Annotated in this window: 18 protein-coding genes; 5 read left to right on the forward strand and 13 right to left on the reverse strand. The window is 63.1% G+C overall.

Annotated features, from left to right (window positions below):
• Window positions 1-118: 118 nt before the first annotated feature.
• Together ACIQ2A_RS06740 and ACIQ2A_RS06745 are read left to right on the forward strand one after the other, a co-directional pair.
• On the forward strand, window positions 119-589 hold the full coding sequence (locus ACIQ2A_RS06740; protein ID WP_398477119.1) for a hypothetical protein: 471 nt from the start codon (window positions 119-121) through the stop codon (window positions 587-589).
• Window positions 590-741: 152 nt separating this feature from the next.
• On the forward strand, window positions 742-909 hold the full coding sequence (locus tag ACIQ2A_RS06745) for a hypothetical protein (RefSeq protein WP_398477122.1): 168 nt from the start codon (window positions 742-744) through the stop codon (window positions 907-909).
• Between the two features lie 27 nt (window positions 910-936).
• On the opposite strand, the gene ACIQ2A_RS06750 is transcribed toward ACIQ2A_RS06745, so the two are convergent.
• From ACIQ2A_RS06750 to ACIQ2A_RS06760, 3 genes are all read right to left on the reverse strand, one after another.
• Window positions 937-1476 carry a hypothetical protein gene (locus tag ACIQ2A_RS06750; protein WP_398477124.1) on the reverse strand — a complete coding sequence of 180 codons (540 nt, stop codon included), beginning with the start codon at window positions 1474-1476 and terminating at the stop codon, window positions 937-939.
• Window positions 1477-1558: 82 nt separating this feature from the next.
• The gene (locus ACIQ2A_RS06755) at window positions 1559-2197 is read right to left on the reverse strand and encodes a DUF2272 domain-containing protein (protein ID WP_398477126.1); all 639 of its coding nucleotides are present in this window, start codon (window positions 2195-2197) and stop codon (window positions 1559-1561) included.
• 123 nt (window positions 2198-2320) lie between these two features.
• The gene (locus ACIQ2A_RS06760) at window positions 2321-3028 is read right to left on the reverse strand and encodes a glutathione S-transferase (RefSeq protein WP_398477128.1); all 708 of its coding nucleotides are present in this window, start codon (window positions 3026-3028) and stop codon (window positions 2321-2323) included.
• 201 nt (window positions 3029-3229) lie between these two features.
• Here ACIQ2A_RS06760 and ACIQ2A_RS06765 point away from each other — a divergent pair, with 201 nt between their 5' ends.
• Complete coding sequence (locus ACIQ2A_RS06765) at window positions 3230-5308, forward strand: putative bifunctional diguanylate cyclase/phosphodiesterase (RefSeq protein WP_398477130.1); 2079 nt, start codon at window positions 3230-3232, stop codon at window positions 5306-5308.
• A 42-nt stretch (window positions 5309-5350) separates the two neighbouring features.
• Here ACIQ2A_RS06765 and ACIQ2A_RS06770 read toward each other — a convergent pair whose 3' ends face one another.
• The 9 genes from ACIQ2A_RS06770 to flgB form a co-directional block, all read right to left on the reverse strand.
• Window positions 5351-5980 carry a lectin gene (locus ACIQ2A_RS06770; protein WP_398477185.1) on the reverse strand — a complete coding sequence of 210 codons (630 nt, stop codon included), beginning with the start codon at window positions 5978-5980 and terminating at the stop codon, window positions 5351-5353.
• Between the two features lie 240 nt (window positions 5981-6220).
• On the reverse strand, window positions 6221-7279 hold the full coding sequence (locus ACIQ2A_RS06775; protein WP_398477132.1) for a Tim44-like domain-containing protein: 1059 nt from the start codon (window positions 7277-7279) through the stop codon (window positions 6221-6223).
• Window positions 7280-7535: 256 nt separating this feature from the next.
• Window positions 7536-10094 (reverse strand): cell cycle histidine kinase CckA, encoded by a 2559-nt coding sequence (gene cckA, locus ACIQ2A_RS06780; protein ID WP_398477134.1) that lies wholly within the window; start codon window positions 10092-10094, stop codon window positions 7536-7538.
• Window positions 10095-10242: 148 nt separating this feature from the next.
• Window positions 10243-11319: a flagellar biosynthesis protein FlhB gene (gene flhB / locus ACIQ2A_RS06785; RefSeq protein ID WP_398477137.1), complete on the reverse strand. Its 1077-nt coding sequence runs from the start codon at window positions 11317-11319 to the stop codon at window positions 10243-10245.
• 10 nt (window positions 11320-11329) lie between these two features.
• On the reverse strand, window positions 11330-12100 hold the full coding sequence (gene fliR / locus ACIQ2A_RS06790) for a flagellar biosynthetic protein FliR (protein WP_398477139.1): 771 nt from the start codon (window positions 12098-12100) through the stop codon (window positions 11330-11332).
• Window positions 12101-12112: 12 nt separating this feature from the next.
• Entirely contained in the window at window positions 12113-12376 is a 264-nt protein-coding gene (fliQ, locus tag ACIQ2A_RS06795; RefSeq protein ID WP_398477141.1) for a flagellar biosynthesis protein FliQ, read from the reverse strand.
• A gap of 151 nt (window positions 12377-12527) precedes the next feature.
• The gene (gene fliE / locus ACIQ2A_RS06800; protein ID WP_398477143.1) at window positions 12528-12851 is read right to left on the reverse strand and encodes a flagellar hook-basal body complex protein FliE; all 324 of its coding nucleotides are present in this window, start codon (window positions 12849-12851) and stop codon (window positions 12528-12530) included.
• A gap of 14 nt (window positions 12852-12865) precedes the next feature.
• Window positions 12866-13291: a flagellar basal body rod protein FlgC gene (gene flgC, locus ACIQ2A_RS06805; protein WP_398477145.1), complete on the reverse strand. Its 426-nt coding sequence runs from the start codon at window positions 13289-13291 to the stop codon at window positions 12866-12868.
• Window positions 13292-13308: 17 nt separating this feature from the next.
• Window positions 13309-13719, reverse strand: a complete 411-nt coding sequence (flgB, locus tag ACIQ2A_RS06810; RefSeq protein WP_398477147.1) for a flagellar basal body rod protein FlgB — start codon at window positions 13717-13719, stop codon at window positions 13309-13311.
• Window positions 13720-14100: 381 nt separating this feature from the next.
• Between flgB and ACIQ2A_RS06815 the strand changes: the two genes are divergently transcribed.
• On the forward strand, window positions 14101-15189 hold the full coding sequence (locus ACIQ2A_RS06815; RefSeq protein WP_398477149.1) for a flagellar biosynthetic protein FliO: 1089 nt from the start codon (window positions 14101-14103) through the stop codon (window positions 15187-15189).
• Entirely contained in the window at window positions 15186-15938 is a 753-nt protein-coding gene (fliP, locus tag ACIQ2A_RS06820) for a flagellar type III secretion system pore protein FliP (RefSeq protein WP_398477151.1), read from the forward strand. The genes ACIQ2A_RS06815 and fliP overlap by 4 nt, the downstream gene beginning before the upstream one ends.
• Window positions 15939-16052: 114 nt before the next feature.
• On the opposite strand, the gene ACIQ2A_RS06825 is transcribed toward fliP, so the two are convergent.
• Complete coding sequence (locus ACIQ2A_RS06825; protein ID WP_398477153.1) at window positions 16053-19658, reverse strand: tetratricopeptide repeat protein; 3606 nt, start codon at window positions 19656-19658, stop codon at window positions 16053-16055.
• Window positions 19659-19723: the final 65 nt, after the last annotated feature.

Consider the following 19723-nt stretch of genomic DNA (forward strand, 5'->3'; position numbering starts at 1 on the left):
GGCGGGGAGCGCTGGATTGAACGCCCCGGCTGGACCGTCCATTTCCCCCTTCCCCTAACGCCTTGCTTCACCGTTGATTATCGCGCTTCACTGCAATCGGGACTGAGGAGACATCAGAATGCCGATCGACCGCCTGCGCGCATATGCCTTCGTCACCGCGATGGTTTTGGCCGCCGCCCTCGCCTCGCCGGCGCATGCCGATCGCTGCGACGATCTCGCCAGGCAGCTCAAGAGCCAGATCGATGGGATCAGTGTCGGACGCACCGCCGCCAATGTGATCTATCTCTCCCATCCCGCTGCGAAGCAGCTGCGGCTCGGCTGCACCAATCGCTCGGTGACCAATGAACTGTTCGCGCAGTCATCGACACGAAAGCCGGCCCCTGCCTTCACGGATCTCGTCGCCAGTGCTGGCGCGATCGTGTTCACGATTCCGAAACAGGACACGCTGCGCGGCTCGCAGCGCTGCCTCAGCCGCATGGGGCTGCTGCGCGGCAATGACATCAAGATGCGCTTCCGCCGGCTCGATTTCCGCTGCACCCGCGACAAGACAACTGCGGCCATCTCCGTCTCGCGCGGCAGGAACGAATAGGCCAATCGCGACAAATTTAGCGATTGCAGCAACACTTCGTTCACCAGCGACGCGCTCTGCCCCCGATTGCTTCAAATTGCAGGGAATGATTCATCACTCTTTGTGCACGCGCGCCCATGGTTCCTGGACATATTCAGAAACAGGACATTGCCATGAGCATTTCAAGCGTGAGCAGCGCACCGCCGGCCGCACCGATCCAGCCGATCGAAGCGCGCACGCCGGAGCCCAGAAAGCCGGAACCAACGGAAGAACGAAATCCACCGGCACAGCGCCCGCCGCTGCCGCCCGGCCAGGGCACGCGCATCGATCAATATGTGTGACCCGCTCACGCTAAGGGTTTCGTCAACTCAGGCATATTTCGGCGGCTTGCCCGAAAAGAACTTTGAAAAATAGGCCTCCATATCGCCGATGGAGGTCGATTTGAGCACCTTTGCCTGCGGGCTCGCGGTCGCTGGCACGGTGAGATCGCCTTTATTCAACGCCTTCTTCCATTTCTTTGCATTCGGCGCGAACTGCATGGCCTGCAATATTGCGGCCTGTCGCGCCAGCGGCAACGTCAGCACCTTGATCTCATGATCCGCCATCTGTTTGTTGAATTTGTAGTAATCGAGCCAGACGCCGTAAGCGTCGATCTGCTCGGGCGCTGACAGCGCCAGGAATTTCGATTTGGTGAGCTTGAGCTTCTGCACCAGTTCGGGGCCGACTTGCGTCAGTCCGATATATTGCCCTGTCACCGCAGTGGTCTTCCAGACGGACTCCACATAGATGACTGCAGCGATCGCTGCGGGATCGACATCATGTGCCTGCGCCACCGCATTCAGTGACGCGAGGATTGCGGGCCGCCCCGCCATTGGCACACTGGCTCCCGATTTCAACTGCTTCGCCATGGATCATCCCCGACGTCGATGCTTAAACTCCGGCTTCGCCGGACGATGCATTGTCCAGCCGCGCTCACGCACGCCATTCGCGTTACAGCAGGCATTCGATGACGCAGATCAGCGACGCGCCCTTTTGCAGGGTGCCGTCTGCCTTCAGCTTCCAGGTCTTGTGACCGACCGTATCGGTCTCCACATTGCCGCCGACCGTGATGAGTTCGCGCTTGTCTGGGTTGACCTCGATGACGATGTCACTGTGAGAGGGCAGAAAGTTTCCCCCATCGACGGGCTTTGTGCCGTATTTGCGCAGCACATCGGAATAGGTGACGTTGCGTGAGGCGGCACGCCCGGCGCTGATGAGATCGCCCACTTTCGGCACATAGGTTCTGGGATCGCGGCCGAGAAACTTGGCACTGGAGGCAGGATCCTTGGCGTCGCGAAGCGCCTTGACGACGTAGTGGATGTGCCCTTCATGATAGTAGAACTGCGTGCCGGCGCCGCTCTTGCGCATGATGAAAGAGATGAAGGCGGCCGACCAGGCAGGGCGAAACGGATTGCCGTCACGATCGTGAAAGGTGGTTCGCCCGTCGCGATTCTTCACCTTGACGCCGACCAACCAGTACTCGCCGACATAGCCGGTATAGGGATCGTTGGTCTCCCGCCCCTGCCCGTTCTTGAATCGTGCGAGTTCGGTCCGGCATTGCGCAGCGACTTTGTTTGTAAATGCGCTCATCGTGATCTCCTCCCCGGAGATCACTCAAGCACGACATCGATGATTTAACAACCTATAGGTGATTTACAGAAATATGCATTCTGAACGATTACGCACCCGCTATTAGGCGATGGTACCGAACAGCTACCGGTCCAGCGCCTTGTAGCGGCGGAAAATGCCTTGCTCGTTGAAGGCAATGCGGCGGTCGCTGGCGAGATAGGCCTTGATGTTGGGCCGCTCCGCAACGCGATCGCGCAAGCCGATCAGTGTGGGGATCTCCTTCTCGAACTTCTTCATCCGCTTCGGAAATGCGTAACGCAGGCCTTCGATGATCTGGAACAGGGAGAGATCGACATAGGTCAGTTTTCGGCCGCTGACATAGGCGCCGTCGCCGGCCTTCAGCAGCCGCTCGAAATAGCCGAGAAATTTCGGCACGCGCTCTTTCCAGAACTCTGCCGTGCGCAGCTTTGCCGGCTTCTTCTGATCTTCGTAATAGAGCGATACGCCGATCGGATGATGGGTGTCGTGCACTTCCATTACGAAATCAGCGATGGTGAGTTGCAGATCATTGAGCTTCAGTCGCCCGGCTTCGGTCTTCGGCGCCAGGCCGTGGCGGGCACCGAGATAGAACAGGATATTGGCGGTCTGGCCGATCACCAGCGTACCGGCCTTGAGGAAGGGCGGTGCAAAGGGCGGCAGGCCCTTCTTGGCGTCCAGCATCTTCGTCATGGCGCCCATGCCGGCCTTGCCGCGCGCGACGTCGATATAATTCGCGCCGGCTTCTTCGAGCGCCAGCCGTACATATTCGCCGCGGCCCTGGATCATCGGCCAGTAATAGAGTTCGTAGCGCATCCCGGCACCTCTTCCCGCCATTGGCACATCAACGGATTACCTGCGAATTCGTTCAACGCGCGGCCGAGGCGCTTCGTCACCCGCATTGATAACCTGGCTTCAACCCTGTTTGGCAAAGCCGCCTGTATCCGCGCGGATAAAAGCACCAGCATACAACCGCTTAAACGCCTGCTGTGTACGATGATAAGCAGGAGTGCCTTCATGACCGACCAAGCCAGTTTTGTCGTCCACCAGATCCTTGTCCTGCTCGCGGGATCAGTCTGCCTGTTCGGCACATGGGTCGGCATGCGCCACTTTGCACGCGCCCGCGCCACACAGGGCTCGACCCGGATCGGCTGGTTGTTCATGGCCTCGGTCGGCACCGGCGCCGCGCTGTGGGCCTCGACCTATATTTCCATTTTGGCACTCGACCCACAACTCGACAGCGGCTTCGATCTCATTCCGGTGGCGATCACCCTCGCCATCGCGATCCTCTCATGCCTGATAGGATTCGAAATCGGGAGCCGGCATTTTACGCTGGCGCCTGAATGCGGCGGCCTTCTGATGGGCGCCGGCATTCTTGCGATGCACTATATCGGCCTCCATGCCTGGCACTTCAGTGGCACCACCCAATGGAGCAGCTATGGCCTCGTGCTGATCCTGCTGCTTGGCTTTGGACTCAGCGCACTCTCAGTGAACCGCGCCAACCGGCCGGTGACGCGCTGGTGCCGGCACGGCGCCGCCATCGTACTGGCCTTCATGATCTGCACGCTTCACTACGCGATGACAATGTCAGCCAATGCGCTGCCTGATCCATCACTGGCGCTGGCGCCCGATCTGGTGCCGGCAAAGATGCTCGGCGCTGGCGTCGTGCTCGCGGTGCTGCTGGTGATGGGCAGCGGCTTTTCATCTTACGTTATCGACCTGCGTGTCCGCACGGAATCCGCCGAACGCATTCATCAGCTATCGTTCAACGACAGCATGACCGGGCTGCCGAACCGCATCGCTTTCAATGAGCGTCTTGCCTTCTGGGCCGCAGAATCCCACGAGCGCGCCCACAAGCTTGCCGCGCTCGCCATCAATATCGATGGTTTCAAGGACATCAACGATCTCTACGGCCACACCGCCGGCGATCTGCTGTTGATCGAAGTCGCAGCACGGATGCGACAGGCCATCGGCGACGACGAATTTCTCGCGCGCCAAAGCGGCGACGAATTCCTGGCGCTCAAAATGTCGGGTAATCTGCCGGCCGATGCCCAGCAATTTGCCGCGCGGATTGCAGCTGCATTTGCAGCGCCATTCGTGATCCGCGACCACAGCATCGCGCTCACCGCCGCGATCGGCTATTCTATCTTCCCGCTGGATACGCCCGAACGCGACCAGTTACTCGGCAATGCAAAACTGGCGATGGACCGCGCCAAGGCGACGCAGCGCGGCGCCATCTGCGCCTATCACCGCGAGATGGATGACGCGGCCCGCACCCGCCGCGCTCTGGCGCGCGATCTTCAAAGCGCCGCTGCGAATGGCGAATTCGAACTGCATTATCAGTTACAGGCTTCGCTATCTGACGGCACGATCTGCGGCTCTGAAGCACTGATCCGCTGGAATCACCCCAAGCTCGGCCGTATCTCGCCGGCCGACTTCATCCCGCTCGCCGAAGAGACCGGCGCGATCCTCGATATGGGGGAATGGGCACTGCATACGGCCTGCCGCGACGCCGCTGCAGGCCTCCTGCCCGGCACCATCGCCGTCAACCTGTCGCCCGTGCAATTCGGTCGCGAAGATCTCGCCGAGACCATTCATGGCATCCTGATCGAAACAGGTCTGTCGCCACGCCGACTCGAAATTGAGGTCACGGAATCGACTGTCATGGCGGATCAGGCGCGCGGGTTGCATATCCTGCGCAAGCTGAAGGCCATGGGCATCTCCATCGCCATGGACGATTTCGGCACCGGCTATTCGTCGCTGGGCACGCTGCACGCCTTTCCGTTCGACAAGATCAAACTGGATCAGTCCTTCGTCCGCCGTATTCCGGACGATGCCGCCGCCCGCGCCATCGTGCGCACGGTGCTGGCGCTGGGCAACAGCCTGCATATTCCGGTGCTGGCCGAAGGCATCGAGACCTCGGCGCAATGGCACTTCCTGCTGGGCCAGGGTTGCGACAAGGGTCAGGGCTATCATTTCGCCCGGCCAGTGCCGCTGGTACAGGTGCCCGCAACCATCGCTGCCGCAACGGCCGTAGCGATGGCCGAGGCGAGAGCGGCAGCCGCTGCGGAAATGATGTCGATCGCTGCAGCGTGAGCACTGCAGCGATCGTACGCGACGCGGATGAGGTGAAGCTGATCAGTTCACCGCGAAGCAATACAGCAGGCCGTCGCCACCGGTGGTCTTCAGATCGTTCTGCGAACAGCCGCCGTCAGGACCGCGCGACGGATGCGAGGTGTTCCAGGATTTTGCTGGCGGTTCCTCATTGAGGCCGGTGCGGTCGATGTGACCGACCATCGCCGCGCCCTGGGTGCTGCTCGTCCAGTTCTTGCAGGTGCGATCATCAGTGCCGGCGAAGGCCGTGCCATCGGCTTGCGAGCCCGTCAACACGTCGTGGCGATTCGGCGTATCGCCGCGACCGTTGATGACCTCGCCCTTCTCGCTGAGCGAGTTCTGCTTGTTGAGCGCGTTGTTGGCGCTATGCAGATCAGCCACGTCCTTGGCGACCACGGTGCCCTTGGCATTCTTCCACGGGCCATTGCCGATGCGATCCTTCGCATTGACGGCCGGCTTGCCGTCGGCAGCCTGGGTCGAGAGATAGGCACGCCAGGTCTTGGCGCCGGCGCCTGCGGCCTGTGCGAGGGTCTGGCAATGATTGTCTGCCCCGGCGAGGCCGCCGAGATTGCCGCCATTGCCGATGCCATTGCTGGTGACGAAAAAGCTCGTGTCAGCGCCCTGTGCGGATGCGGGCTTGGTTGCGAATGACATGGCCGTCGCGCAGATGGCAACGCAGGACAGCGTCTTGAGAGTTGTGATCATCGTTTCCTCCAAAGGCATTTGCTTGAACACGAAAAGGCTGGTCGCGGTGGACCGCAACTGACGAACAAGCCAACACGCTGATTATTCCACGCGCGCGACGGTTGTGCGAGAGAGGCTTGAGCGCATGTCTCAAAACAAAAGCGCCGCGGGTTGCCCCGCGGCGCTTGATTGGTTTCGATCTGGATGGCGTTACGCCTGCTGGATCGCCGAGACTTCCCAGTTGCCGCCATTGGTGCGGATGAAGGTCCACACTTCCGTGGCTTCGGTCGGGGTCTCGCTGCCGGCGACGAGGCGGTTGGTGCCACGCTCCAGCGTCTTGTCGATCAGCGAGAAGCGCATCGCCACGCTGGCATATTCATCATTGCCTTCACGCCAGGCTTCCGCGAGGTCGCCCTGCAGAAGCTTGACGTCCGACACCTTGTTGATGTCGTTGGCAGCCTTGTTCTCCGCGAGGTCCTTCGCGAAATACGAGGTCATTTCCGGCGTCGCCAGCTTGCCGAGCGCATCGGTGTCTTCGTTCGACCAAGCAGCCTGGACTTCACCGAGAATGCGTTCGAAGTCTTCATAATCCTTCGGCTGGATTTCGACCGGACGCTCGTCCTGACGCGAGCCACCGAAGCCGAAGCCACCCAGCGCGCTGCGCGGCTGAGCCAGCGGAGCCTCCTGCGACTGCGCGCCATAGGCGTGGTTGGTCTGCGCGGCCTGATTGGCTTCCGGAGCGTTGTACTGCTGCTGTGAGCCCGACGGACCAGCATAGGCCGAAGCCGTCTGACCCTGATTACGGCGCTGCCACCACTTCATGGCCAGGCGGACGACGATCACGACCAGAGCCACCTGCAGCAGCAGGCCGATGATCGAGGCGAAGCTGCCGAGGCCGCTGAGCAGGCCACCGCCGAACAGCATGCCGAGCAGGCCGGCGCCGAGGAAGCCGGCAGCGAGGCCACCGAGCATGCCCATGCCCGGACGGTTGAAGAAGCCACCCTTGGCGGCTGCGCCAGCGGCGGCAGGGCCAGCCATGCCGGGCGCGCCCGGCTGCTGCATGGTGCGGTTCATCGGCTGCGCGGCATTCGGCGCAGTCGCGGTGCCCGGCGTGGGCGCGAAGGTCTTGGAGCCGCGCGAGCCCATGCTGCCGCCCTTGCCGCCCGGACGCGCATCGGCAGCGGAGATGGCGATTGTGAGCGGCATCGCCAGCGACAGAACAACGGCGAGCGTCTTGATCGCGCCGCGCATGCTGAACGTGAAAGTCATCTATGTTCCCTCAATCCCCGGCAGGGGGAAATCGCCCCTAACATGGCTACGCTGCAGGAAAAAGAAAGCGCGCTTCACGCCGCATGGCTGCGGCCCTCGGTCGCGGCTTTAGGGCTGTTCTAAAGCGCGGAATGTCGGGATTTCAAAGGCTTATGGTGCAGCGCGAGAGATTTGTCGGATAGGTTGAGCGTAGCGATACCCATCAGGGCCAGGCGCTTGTGGCGATGGGTATCGCTGCGCTCAACCCATCCTACGCCTATCCCATCGTGCCCTTCACCTTTTCGATCAGCGCACTCAGAGCAAACGGCTTGGCCAGGAATGCGAATTGCTGGCCTTCCGGCAGGCTCTTCTCGAACGCCTCTTCGGCATAGCCGGACACGAAGATGATCTTCAGATCCGGATTGAGGGCACGCATTTCCTTCAGCAAAGTCGGGCCGTCCATTTCCGGCATCACCACGTCGGAGACGACGAGATCGATATTGCGATCCTGCTCCTCAAACATCTCCAGCGCCTCGATGCCATTGGAGGCCTCGACCACCGTATAGCCGCGAGAACGGAGACCACGGGCATTGAGGCTGCGCAGGCCCTCCTCGTCCTCGACCAGCAGGATCGTGCCCTGCCCGGTAAGATCGGCCTTCGGCTTGGCGGCTTCCTTCGCGGCAATCGCGGCAGCGATGGCCGGATCGGGTGCGGCTTCCTTGTCCTGATGATGGCGCGGCAGGAAGATGCGGAAGGTGGTGCCCTGCCCTTCCTTGGAGTCCACATAGACGAAGCCGCCGGTCTGCTTGACGATACCATAGACCGTCGAGAGGCCGAGGCCGGTGCCCTTGCCCACATCCTTGGTGGAGAAGAAGGGTTCGAAGATCTTTTCGACGATCTCGGCGGGAATGCCGGTGCCGGTATCCGTGACGGCGATTTCCACATAGTCCGCCGCGGGCATGCCCTTATATGCAAGCCTCTCGGCCTGTTCGGTGGAAATATTGCTGGTGCGCACGGTCAGCGAACCACCATCAGGCATCGCATCGCGCGCATTGACCGTGAGATTCACGATCACCTGCTCGAATTGCGAGATGTCCACCTTCACCGGCCACAGATCGCGGCCGTGCACGACTTCGAGCTTCACCTTCTCGCCGATCAGGCGCTTCAGCAGCAGATCGATGTCGGACAGCGCATCGCCGAGATTGAGCACGGTCGGCCGCAGCGTCTGCCGGCGCGAGAAGGCGAGCAGCTGGCGCACCAGCGTCGCAGCACGCGTCGCGTTCTGCTTGATCTGCATGATGTCCTGGAACGACGGATCGGTCGGCTTGTGCGCGTTCAGCAGGAAGTCATTGGCCATCATGATGGCCGACAGCACATTGTTGAAGTCATGCGCGATGCCGCCGGCCAGCTGGCCGATCGTATCCATCTTCTGTGCCTGGTTGACCTGGTTCTCCAGCGCGCGGCGCTCGGTGGTCTCGAGCATGTAGACGATGGCGGCTTCGGTCTCGCGCTCTTCCTCCTGCACGGCAGTCACGAAGAACTGGCCCCAGCGCTCCTTGGCGCCTGCAAGCTGCAATTCCACCGGCGCGATATCGCCTTGCCCCTGCGCGGCCTGACCGATCGGCGCAAGCAGTTGTGCACGATCGCGCTCGTTCAATGCGGCGAGGATCGACTTGTTGACATTGCCATTGTCGCTGAGCGTCTGCGCGAGCTTTGCGAAGCGCGCATTGCCGCGCACCACGGCGCCGCCGAGATCGACGGTGGCGATTGCCATCGGCGTATGATCGAAGAAGCGCATGAACCGCACTTCGGCGGCACGCTGCGGATCGGAGCGCTCGTCGCGGGCGCGGCTGATCACCAGCGTGCGCGAGGCGCCCGGCACGCCATCGGCGCCGAAAGCGAGCTTGTGATAGAGGCGCACCGGCACGGTCTTGCCGCCGCGCTGCTTGAGATCGATATCGAAGACTTCGGTCTTCACTTCGCCGGGGATCGGCACGATCGAGGTAAGCAGCGAGGCGCCATCACCGGACACGATGTCCGTGAGCTTCAGGCCGCCGGAGCCGATCTCGGCGAGATCGTGATCGAGCAGGTTCGCCAGCGTCGCATTGACGTAGACAAGCTCGCCCTTTGGATTGACGGAGAAGAAGCCGCACGGCGCATGATCGAGATATTCGATCGCATGCTGCAGCTCCTGGAACACGTCTTCCTGACGCTGGCGGTCGCGCGAGATGTCGGCCACCGACCACACCGTCGATTTTGCCTCGCGCTTACCGGTGCCGAGCGGGCGCACGCGCATGCGCAGCCAGCGGCCATGGGAGCCATCGGCGACGGTGACGCGCACCTCTTCCTGCTGGCGCTTGCCCTCACGGGCCGCCTTGAGCAGACGGAAGACAGCTTCGGAGACATCGGGATTGCCGATGAAGACGCGCTCGACCGGACGCGCCTCCTGCACCGACGCAGCACCGGTCAAAGTGAGGTAGGCCGCATTGGCATAGACGACGTGGCCGTGGGCGTCGGTCACCGCGATGCCATCGAAGGCGCCATTGGTGACGGCGCGCATGATCGGATCTTCGGAGGCCCGATCGGCGAAGCGGATGATGCCGGCCGCAAAGGCGAACAGCATGAACAGGCCGACCATGGCCAGCAGCGCGAGCAGCGCCAGGATGTAAGGCTGCGCCTGGGCGCGGCCGAGCGTCATGAAGGCGACGGCGCTGGCGACGATCGCGGCAGCAATCAGCAGAACGAGGACAATGCTGCCGCTGCGGCGCACGGGCTCGGGGCCAGCCTTGGTCTCCGCCAGCGAGATCTGGCCATCGTGGTCGGTCTCGACGCTCATGTGACGGGGTGTCGCCTATCTGTCGTGGTTGCAGCGCGCCTGCGCGCGCCTCCTGAGTGCCCCAACCGGCAGGGCGCACGCAAGCGGTTCCGCCGCTCTTTTGCGCCCCAATCGCCGATTCGCACGATGTTCCGATCCTGTCCGGGCATCAGTTCGGACGCCCGGAGAAGCCGCGCTTGAGGCTCATGACGTAACCGATCACTTCGGCTACCGCCTGATAGTGCTCGTTCGGGATTTCCTCGTCGATCTCCACGGTGGCGTAGAGCGCCCGCGCCAGCGGCACGTTTTCGACGATCGGAATGTCGTGCTTGCCCGCCACTTCCCGGATCTTGAGCGCGATTGCGTCCATGCCCTTGGCGACGCAGATCGGCGCCTGCATGCCGCGCTCGTATTTCAGCGCCACCGAATAGTGGGTCGGGTTGGTGATGATCACCGAGGCCTGGGGCACCGCGGCCATCATGCGCTTCTTCATGCTCTGCTGGCGCAGTTGCTTGATCTTGCCCTTGATATGGGGGTCGCCTTCGGACTGCTTGAATTCTTCCTTCACCTCCTGCAGCGACATCTTCAGCTTCTCGAACCATGTCCGGTACTGGAAGAAGAAGTCAGCGACAGCAACGAAGGCCAGCATGGCGAGCACTGCGCCGAGCAGCTTCAGCGTCAGGGCCATGGTGATGCCGACGATGGCACTCGGATCGATGCGCACCATAGCGTCGAGACGGAATCGCTCGGGCCAAAGCACCGCGCACATGACCGCGCCCAGCACGACCAGCTTGAACAGGCCCTTGAGGAAGTTCGCGATGGCCTGTTTGCCAAACAGGCGCTTGGCGCCTTCCATCGGCGACAGCTTGCTGAATTTGGGCGTCAGGCCTTCGGACGAGAACACCAGCCGATGCTGCATCAGATTGCCGGCCAGCACTGCGATGATGATAAACAGGAACGGCATACCAAGCGTCGACAGCAGGGAAACGCACAGTTCCTTTGTCAATTCGATGAGACCCGGACCGTCGGTGCGGATCATCCATGAATTCTGCAGCAGGTTCTTCATCGGCGGCATCATGCCGGCGCCGATGGACCCGTGGAACGACGACAGCACGAGTGTGCCACCGGCCAGCAGGAACCAGGTATTGACCTCCTGGCTTTTGGCGACATCGCCGCGTTGGTGAGCGTCGTCGAGTTTCTTTTGTGTGGGGTCGTGTGTTTTCTCGTTCTCACTATCCTCGGCCATAGGCGCCCTCCTATGTCCGCGGCATCATCTGGTGCATCACACCAGCGAAGTAGTCCATGTAAGTGCCCATCATGGCCGAGAGCACCAGCGCGAAGATCAGAAAGCCGATCATGATCGAGAGCGGCACGCCAACGAAATAGACCTGCATCTGCGGCATCAGGCGCGCCAGCACGCCAAGCCCCATATTGAAGACGAGACCGAAGACGAGAAATGGTGCCGCCAGCTGAATCCCGATCTTGAATGCGACGGTGAAAGCATTGGTCGCAAGCGCTGCGACATCGCCCGTCGGCAGGATCTCGCCCGGCGTAAAAATGCTGTAGCTGTCGTTGAGCGCGGAGATCACGAGGTGATGCGTATCCGTGGTGAAGATCAACGTCATGCCGAGCAGGTTGAGGAAGTTACCGATCAGCACGCCCTGCTGGCCTTGCGTCGGATCCACCGAGGTGACGAAGCCGAGGCCGAGCTGCTGGGCGATCACCGAGCCCGCCACCGACAGCGCCGAGATGGTGACGCGCGCCGTGGCGCCAAGCACGATGCCGATGATGATCTCGCGCAGCATCAGCACCAGCATCGGGGCGATCGAGGTCATGTCGACATTATAGGCCGCGCGATGCGCTGGCAGCAGAATCAAGGTCAGCCCCAAAGCAATCGACAGCTTGATGCGCATCGGAATGTTGCTTTCGCCGAAGCCGGGCAACAGCATCACCATCGCGCCGACGCGGGCAAACACCAGCATGAAGGCGGCAGCGAGAGTCGGCAGGAGCGAAATATCGATGCGCATGAGGGATGTGTATCACCCCCCGATGATTCGCGCCGAAATCCGCATCATGTAGCTCGACAGCACGTCACCCATGAACGGTAATGTCAGGATCATGGTCGCAAAGACCGCGAGAATCTTTGGCACGAAGACCAGTGACTGTTCCTGCACCTGCGTGAGCGCCTGGACCAGCGAGATCACGACACCGACCACAAGGCCGATGACCATCAGCGGCCCGGACACCAGCACGATGGTCCAGATCGCATCGCGGGCGACGTCGAGAGTTTCGGGGCCGGTCATTTTGTATCCTCTTACTACTCGGTCCCTCATGGTGAGGAGGCGCCACTTCGGCGCCGTCTCGAACCATGAGCTGTAGCGCTCCTTCACCATCCTTCGAGACGCGGCCTGCGGCCGCTCCTCAGGATGAGGGCGGGGTGTGTGGGCGCAGCAACTAGATCTGCATCTTCAAAATGTCTTCGTAGGACTGGATGACGCGGTCGCGCACCGACACCAGTGTCGAAACGGCGACGTCAGTCTCGGCCACTGCCGTAACCACATCCATGACATTCGCCTTGCCATTGGCCATGGCGACGGTCTGCGCGTCCGACTTGCGGCCGGCATCGAGCACGCTGCCGAGCGCCTCCTTGAGCACCGAGCCGAAGGACGGGCCAGCGCCGCTGTCCGCGACCTTGTTGAGACCGCCGACGCCACCGGCGCTGTCCATGATACGGGCAAGGCTTGCATAGGCGTTTGCGGCGACGTTCGGGGCTGCCATGGTGAGTGTCCTGTTCAGGCCTTGAGGATATCGAGGGTGCGCTGGATCATCCGGCGCGTGGCGCTGATGATGTTGAGATTGGCCTCATAGGAGCGCTGGGCTTCCTTCATGTCGGTCATTTCAACCAGCGAATTGACGTTCGGCACCTTGACGTTGCCGGCCGCATCCGCCGCGGGATTGCCGGGCTCGTAGCGGGTCGGAAAGGTGGACATGTCCGGGCGCACGCGGCCAAGGCCGACGGTCCGGGCATCCAGGGTGCGATCGAGCTCGGACGTGAATGTCGGTACCTTGCGGCGATAGGGATCGCCGCCCGGCGTCTGCGCAGTGGATGCCGCATTGGCGATGTTTTCCGAGATGACGCGCATGCGGCCGGCCTGGGCGCGCAGGCCCGAGGTCGCGATGCCCATCGACCGGGCGAAATCACTGCTGTTGTCGGCCATGTCCTGCTCTCCTCAGCTCAGCGCTTGCCGATGGCGGTCTTCAACAGACCGAGGCTGCGGGTGTAGAGCGAGCTTGCCGCGGCAAAGTCCATCTGGTTGGCGGAAACCTTCAGCATCTCGTCTTCGAGATTGACGGCATTGCCCGCAGGGCGGGTCTCGTAGCCGACGCGGTTGTTCTGGTCGAAAGTCGCGGCGGCACCGGACGGCGTAAGATTGACGCCCTGGGCGCGCATCATCGGCAACGTGCCCATGGCGCCACCGGCGGCCGGGCCGCCCATCTTGTCGAATTTCGGTTCGACCAGATCGCGCGGCTTGAATCTCGGAGTATCCGAATTGGCGACATTCTCCGCCAGCACACGCTGGCGTTCCTGATGCCACTGCATCTTGGTGCGCAGCACCGACAACATCGGCATATCGCTGATCGCCATCGGAGGTCTCCGCTGCGCCCGGACACCTTGTCCGAAGCTAGGCAGAATTTGCCGGCCGCATGGTTAATAACGAGTTAACGTCCGACGCAGATAGTTACCGGAACGTAAAGCAATTGCGTAAAATACGGGATTATTGCGCGTTACATCGCTTTTTTGCCCGAATTGCCCGATTAACCACAAAGCTCAGCCAGGCGGTGGGGCGGCTAGAAGTCGTTTTGGCTGCGGCGATTCATAGTTTATTGTTAACCATCGGCAGTTTCTGCCGGGGGGCGTTAACAGACGGGGCGCGATTCCCGCGTTGTCCGGCCTGCTTCGATTGCAAGATCGACGGGTATCGGATGCGCGAGCGGAGCCAGCCGCCGTCTGTCTGGGGACTTCTTTATGAACGGAACATCGGCAGTCACTTTCATTCTTGCCTTCGTCTTCGTGCTGGCACTGATCGGGCTTGCTGCCTGGCTGGTGCGTCGATTCGGCGGCAACCGGCTGGGTGCCAATTCCGCTCGCGGACGCATGCCGCGCCTGGCCGTGATCGACGCAGCCGCCGTGGACGGCCGTCGCCGCCTTGTCCTGGTCCGCCGCGACAATGTGGAACACCTGATCATGATCGGTGGCCCGTCCGATATCGTGGTCGAGCCGAACATCGTGCGCGCTGCGCCCGGCCGCGAGCGCGAACCGGCCACGCAGCGCGAGACGTCGCGCGGTCCTTCGTTCACGGACACGCCGAGCTGGGCGCCGCCGGAACCGGTCGAACTCGGCGAGCCGGATGTCGCGCCGGAGCCGTCAGCACCGCCCCCGCGCCCTGCCCGTCCGTCCTTCAGCGAGGAGCCGCGTCGCGCCGCTGTTCTGCCCGAACGCCGCCCGGAGCCCACCATTGCCGCTGTGACACCGGAGCCGTCCCGTCCGGAGCCGCGCCCCGAGCCCACGCCTGCCCCCACTCCGCAGCGTGAGCCTGCCTTGCTCCGCGCCTCTCGCAGCGAAACGCCGCGTCCCGAGATGCCGCGTAGCGAGCCGATGATGCCGCGCCCGATGCGCGCCGATCCGCCGATCCGCACCATGCCGACGACCCGTCCGCTGGAGCGCACCAATGTCACTCCGAGCGCACCAGTCGTCGCGAAGCCGGAAGCGCCCGCTGCCGTGACGCCGCCGGTCGCCTCGACCACGCCATCGACCCCGGCCGCGATTTCCGCCGCCGACCAGAACCTTGCCGACATGGCGCAGCGCCTCGAAGCCGCACTGCGTCGTCCGTCTGGCGAGCCGGCCCGCTCGGACGCGCCGGAGCCACGCATTGGTGCGCCGTCGGTTGCGCCTGATGCGCCAGTTGCTGCTCCGCGCGTGCGGGCGCCGGAAGTCTCGATCGCCAGCGCGTCCCGCGCCGAGGCACCGGCGATCACGCCACCGACCAAGTCCGGCTTCGAGAATCTCGAAGACGAGATGGCCTCCCTGCTGGGACGGCCGAAGTCGTCTTCGTGAGACCGCCGAACCTTCCGCGTAGAGTATTTTTCACCTCTGTCCTGATCGCCGCCGGGCTCCTCGCGAGCCCGGCGATGGCGCAGGATATCAGCATCAATCTCGGCGGCGGTGGCGGCGGCGTCACCGAACGCGCCGTGCAGATGATCGCATTGCTGACGGTGCTCTCGATCGCGCCGTCGATCCTGATCATGATGACGTCGTTCACGCGCATCGTGGTCGTGCTGTCATTGCTGCGCACAGCGCTTGGCACAGCGACAGCTCCGCCGAATACGGTGATCGTGGCGCTCGCGATGTTCCTCACTGCCTTCGTGATGGGGCCGGTGTTGCAGAAGTCCTATGATGACGGCATCAAGCCGCTGATGGCGAACGACATCACCGTCGAGCAGGCGCTGGTGCGCGCTGCCGGTCCGCTCCGCACCTTCATGCAGAAGAATGTCCGCGAGAAGGACGTCAAACTGTTCATGGACCTGTCCGGCGAAGCCCCGCCGGCCACGCCCGACGAGATGTCGCTGCGCATTCTGGTGCCGGCTTTCATGATCTCGGAGCTGAAGCGCGCCTTCGAGATCGGCTTCCTGCTGTTCCTGCCCTTTCTGATCATCGACCTCGTGGTCGCGTCAGTGCTGATGGCCATGGGCATGATGATGCTGCCGCCGGCGGTGGTGTCACTGCCGTTCAAGCTGATCTTCTTCGTGCTGGTGGATGGCTGGTCGCTGGTGGCAGGGAGTCTGGTGCAGAGTTACGGGCAGTAGCGAGGCGCCCATACTGTCGTCGCCCGGCCTGACCGGGCGATCCAGTAAACACCGCAGCGACAGAGTATACTGGGTCACCCGGTCAAGCCGGGTGACGACAAATCAGAGCTTTCCCTACCGCATCTCGATCTTGCGTACATTCACCACCGGCCGCGTCGGCATGGTCGGCAGCGAGCCGGTCGGGGCCATGTCGGCGACGCCGGGCACGGTGGCCTTGGCGCTGCTCTCGGGGAAACGCTGCTTCATCTCGCGCAGGAATCCCTCCAGCGTATCCACCGATGCCGCCATCTTGGCAATGGCTGCGAATTCCGAACTGTTGGCGGCCGCCGGCGTGCTCGCCGTGTCGAACGCGATCTTGTCCGTGCCCGACGTCATCAGCGGCGCATATTTCTCGCGGAAGCGCGCGAGGCCGAGCGAATCCTCGGCCAGCGCATAGCCGACCACCGCACGAATGACGTCGCTCTTCTCGCCGGTCGTGAGTGGTGTGAAATCGCGCCAGCGATCGCCGTAATAGAGTTCGATCTGCTCGGCCGCCTCGCGCCAGCGGCGCGACGACCAGTAGATGTCCGACCGCAACCGGACGGCCTCGCGACCGGCCACATGGGAGATGATGTCGAGCGCAAGATCGCGGCGACCGATATCGCTTTGCGCGCGCGCCTCGAGCAGCAGGCGCTGCTGGCGCAACTCGCCGGAGAGATCATTGATGCGGGTGGTGCGCATGGCGGCGATGGCCCGTTCGGGCTTGCGCGCCATCAGGTAAACGGTGGCGAGCCGTGCCGCGACCTGCGAACGCGCGGCGCCCTCCAGACGGTGATCGACCTGATACTGCAGAAGCTCGGCCGCCTGATCGAGCAGGTCGACGGCCACGAGGCGGTCGGCCAGCCGGCGGATCATCTCGTCGCCGCGGCGACCGATCGGCGTCAGCTCGCGAAACTCGTAGAACATCGCCAGCGCATCCACCGGCGGCAGCTTGTCGCCTTTCGGCGAGAGATAGACATCGGAGAACAGCGCCTGCGCGTCGTCCTGCACCTGCCGTGCGGCGTCGCTATTGGCCTGGCGCTCAGTCGCAGTGCGCGCCGCCATCAGCGAATCCTTGTAGCGGCCGGTCTTCGCATACATCTGCGCCAACAGCTGCAATGCCCGCACTTCCACGCTATCGCCGCGCCAGGTCACGGCAAGCGTTTCCAATTCCGTCAGGGCATCCTCGTCGCTGATCTCGTTGCGCTTCTGGCGCAGCACGATTTCGCGCAGCTTGGCTTCGGCGGCCGATGGACGATCGATCGAGCCGGTGACCTCGGCATATTTCGACAGCGCGTCCTTCTCGCGGCCGAGCGCCTCATCGAGCCATCCACTGAGCAGCGTCGCGGACGGCTTCATCTCCGCAGGGATGCCGACGACTTCGAGCTCGCTGCCGCGCGACGATGCGCCGGCATAGTCCTTCACTTCGAGCGAGGCGCGCAGCGCCATCATCAGCCCGATGCGCTGCAGATCCGGCGGCAGCGCCGCAAGGGTGAATTCCGAATTCTTGAAGCGCTCGCGCGCCTCGACCCATTTGCCCTGCTTGGCGAAAGCGAAGGCTTTCCACAATTCGGCGTCGTAGCCTGGCCCGAGGACGGGCTGGGCGATATCCTTCAGCGTCTGATCGGGACGATTGATCAATGCGCTCGCGACTGCATGGACAACCATTGCAGCGGCGCTCTCTTCGCCCGGCTTCATGTCGGAGATCGCGAGATCAGCGACACCCTTGGCCTCGTGATACATGCCGCGCGCCATGTAGAACTTGGCGAGATCCATGCGCGCATTGGCAACGGAGGCAGTGTCGGCCACGGCAGCTGCATCCAGCAGCTTGTCGAAGCGCTGATTGAATGGGCCTTCCTGATCGATCCGCCACTGCCCGACATCGAAGATCGGTCGCGCGACCGTGGACGCGCGCTGCGGCGCTGCATCTGCGGGTGACAGCGTCAGTCCGCCCGGCCGGGTCAGCGTCACCTTGTCGATACCTGCATCGACCGCGACCTCATCGGAATTCGTCTGGACGACGACGCCGTGGATGGATTCAAGCAGCGAGAATTCGACGAAATCCTGACGACGCACGAAGCCGCGCGCCGGCGGCAGCGCGGTGATGACGGTGAGCACATCGCCGGCATCGGGATCGGTGAGACGATGTTTCAAACCCGGCCGCGCCAGTTGCACCTGTACGCTGGCCTTTTTGGGATCGGCGATATTGCGCACGGCCGACAGCGCCTGCGACTGCGTCTGGCGTGTATCGGCCAGCGTCAGCGTCCAGGCTTGCCCGCTGCCATTCGCGTCCTCGGCAGACAGCGAGGCCAGTTGTGGACGGTTGAGGCGGATACGCACCGCCTGCCCCTTCTCCAGCTTGATGGACTCCGCATCGGCCACCACCGAGCCGCTGTCGCGGCGGATCGCGGCGGCATCGATCGGCTTGGTCGAATCGCTCACCAGCCACAGCATGTCGCCGCGGCGGAACAGCGCCACCGGCGTGGGTGCCGGGAAAGCGAAGTTCATCCGCACGCCTTCGCTGCTGCGCTTGACCTCGACGGGAACGCCCATGGCCTCAGCAGCTGCCAGCGCCTGCGGCGCGGGCGCCGCAGGCATCGGGGCCGATGGCGCTTCCTTCACGGGCGCAGCAGCGATCACCGGCGCAGGCACAGCTTCGACAGTCTTGATGGGCTCGGACTTCGGGGCCTCGATCCTTGGTGCTTCCACCGTAGCGACGGGGGCGACGACCGGTGCCTCGGTTTTCTTCTCCTGCGCGATCTCGCGTGCAATCGATTCCGACGTCGGCGGCCTGATCTCGCTGGATTTCTGCGCGGGCGCAGGCGCGGCTTCGACAGGCTTGGGCTCTGCCGGCTTCGTTTCGGCGGGCGGCGTTGCCGGCAGTTGGGCAAGCGGCGACGGCTTGTCCTGCTGCTGGAAGCCAATATCGACGATGTAGCTCTTCTCGTCACGGAACGATTTGACGTCCACATCGCCAATCAGCGCGATCTCGACGGCCGTGCGATTGCCGTCCATCGCCTGTCCGATGGAGGCGACATTGGCCGGCGCCGACAGTTTTGCGTCAGCGAGATCGAAGATGAGCGGAGCATTGAAGGTCAGCGTCAGGCGCTTGTCGTCCAGCAATGACGATGCGCCGACATTCGGCGGGGTCTCGAAGGCAAAACGCACGAAGGTCGGCTGCACCGAGGCGCGCACGCGGATCGGCGGCTTCTTCTGGCTCTCGGCAGCGGCGCGCTGCTGGCGCAACGCCCGTTCGGCGGCGCGGGCGCGGTCGGAGAGTTCTTTCACCACATCCTGGGGCAGTCCGGGTGGCGCGCCCTTCCAGCCATCGGGCAGCAGATCGATAAAGACGCGTTCGCCCGCGGTCATCGAATTGACGGTCACGCGACGCGACAGCGCGATGCGCAGAGCCGTCCCATCGGGATCGCGGCGCGCCGAGCCGATATAATCGGGCGCCGCATCGCCGAGAATTTCCACGGGCACATCGACGGGACGCTTGAAGCGGACGATGAGGACCGAGCCCGCCTGGCTGACTTCGGATTCAACGTCTTCGGCCAGCTTGAGCACAATCCGCGCATAACCACCCGACGTCGACAGCGCCGCAGTGCCCTTGACGCTCTGGGCGAAGGCGGACAGCGAAAACGTGGTCGACAGCGACAGCACCACCGCGAAACCGGCACAACGCGACGCCGCCCACGACAAGGCGCGGGGGCGCGTCCAACATGCTGCGGCAGGCTTGCGCGGCATTTTCGAGGTGTCTCTCAGCC

The organism is Tardiphaga sp. (genome assembly GCF_044336785.1).
GTDB lineage: Bacteria > Pseudomonadota > Alphaproteobacteria > Rhizobiales > Xanthobacteraceae > Tardiphaga.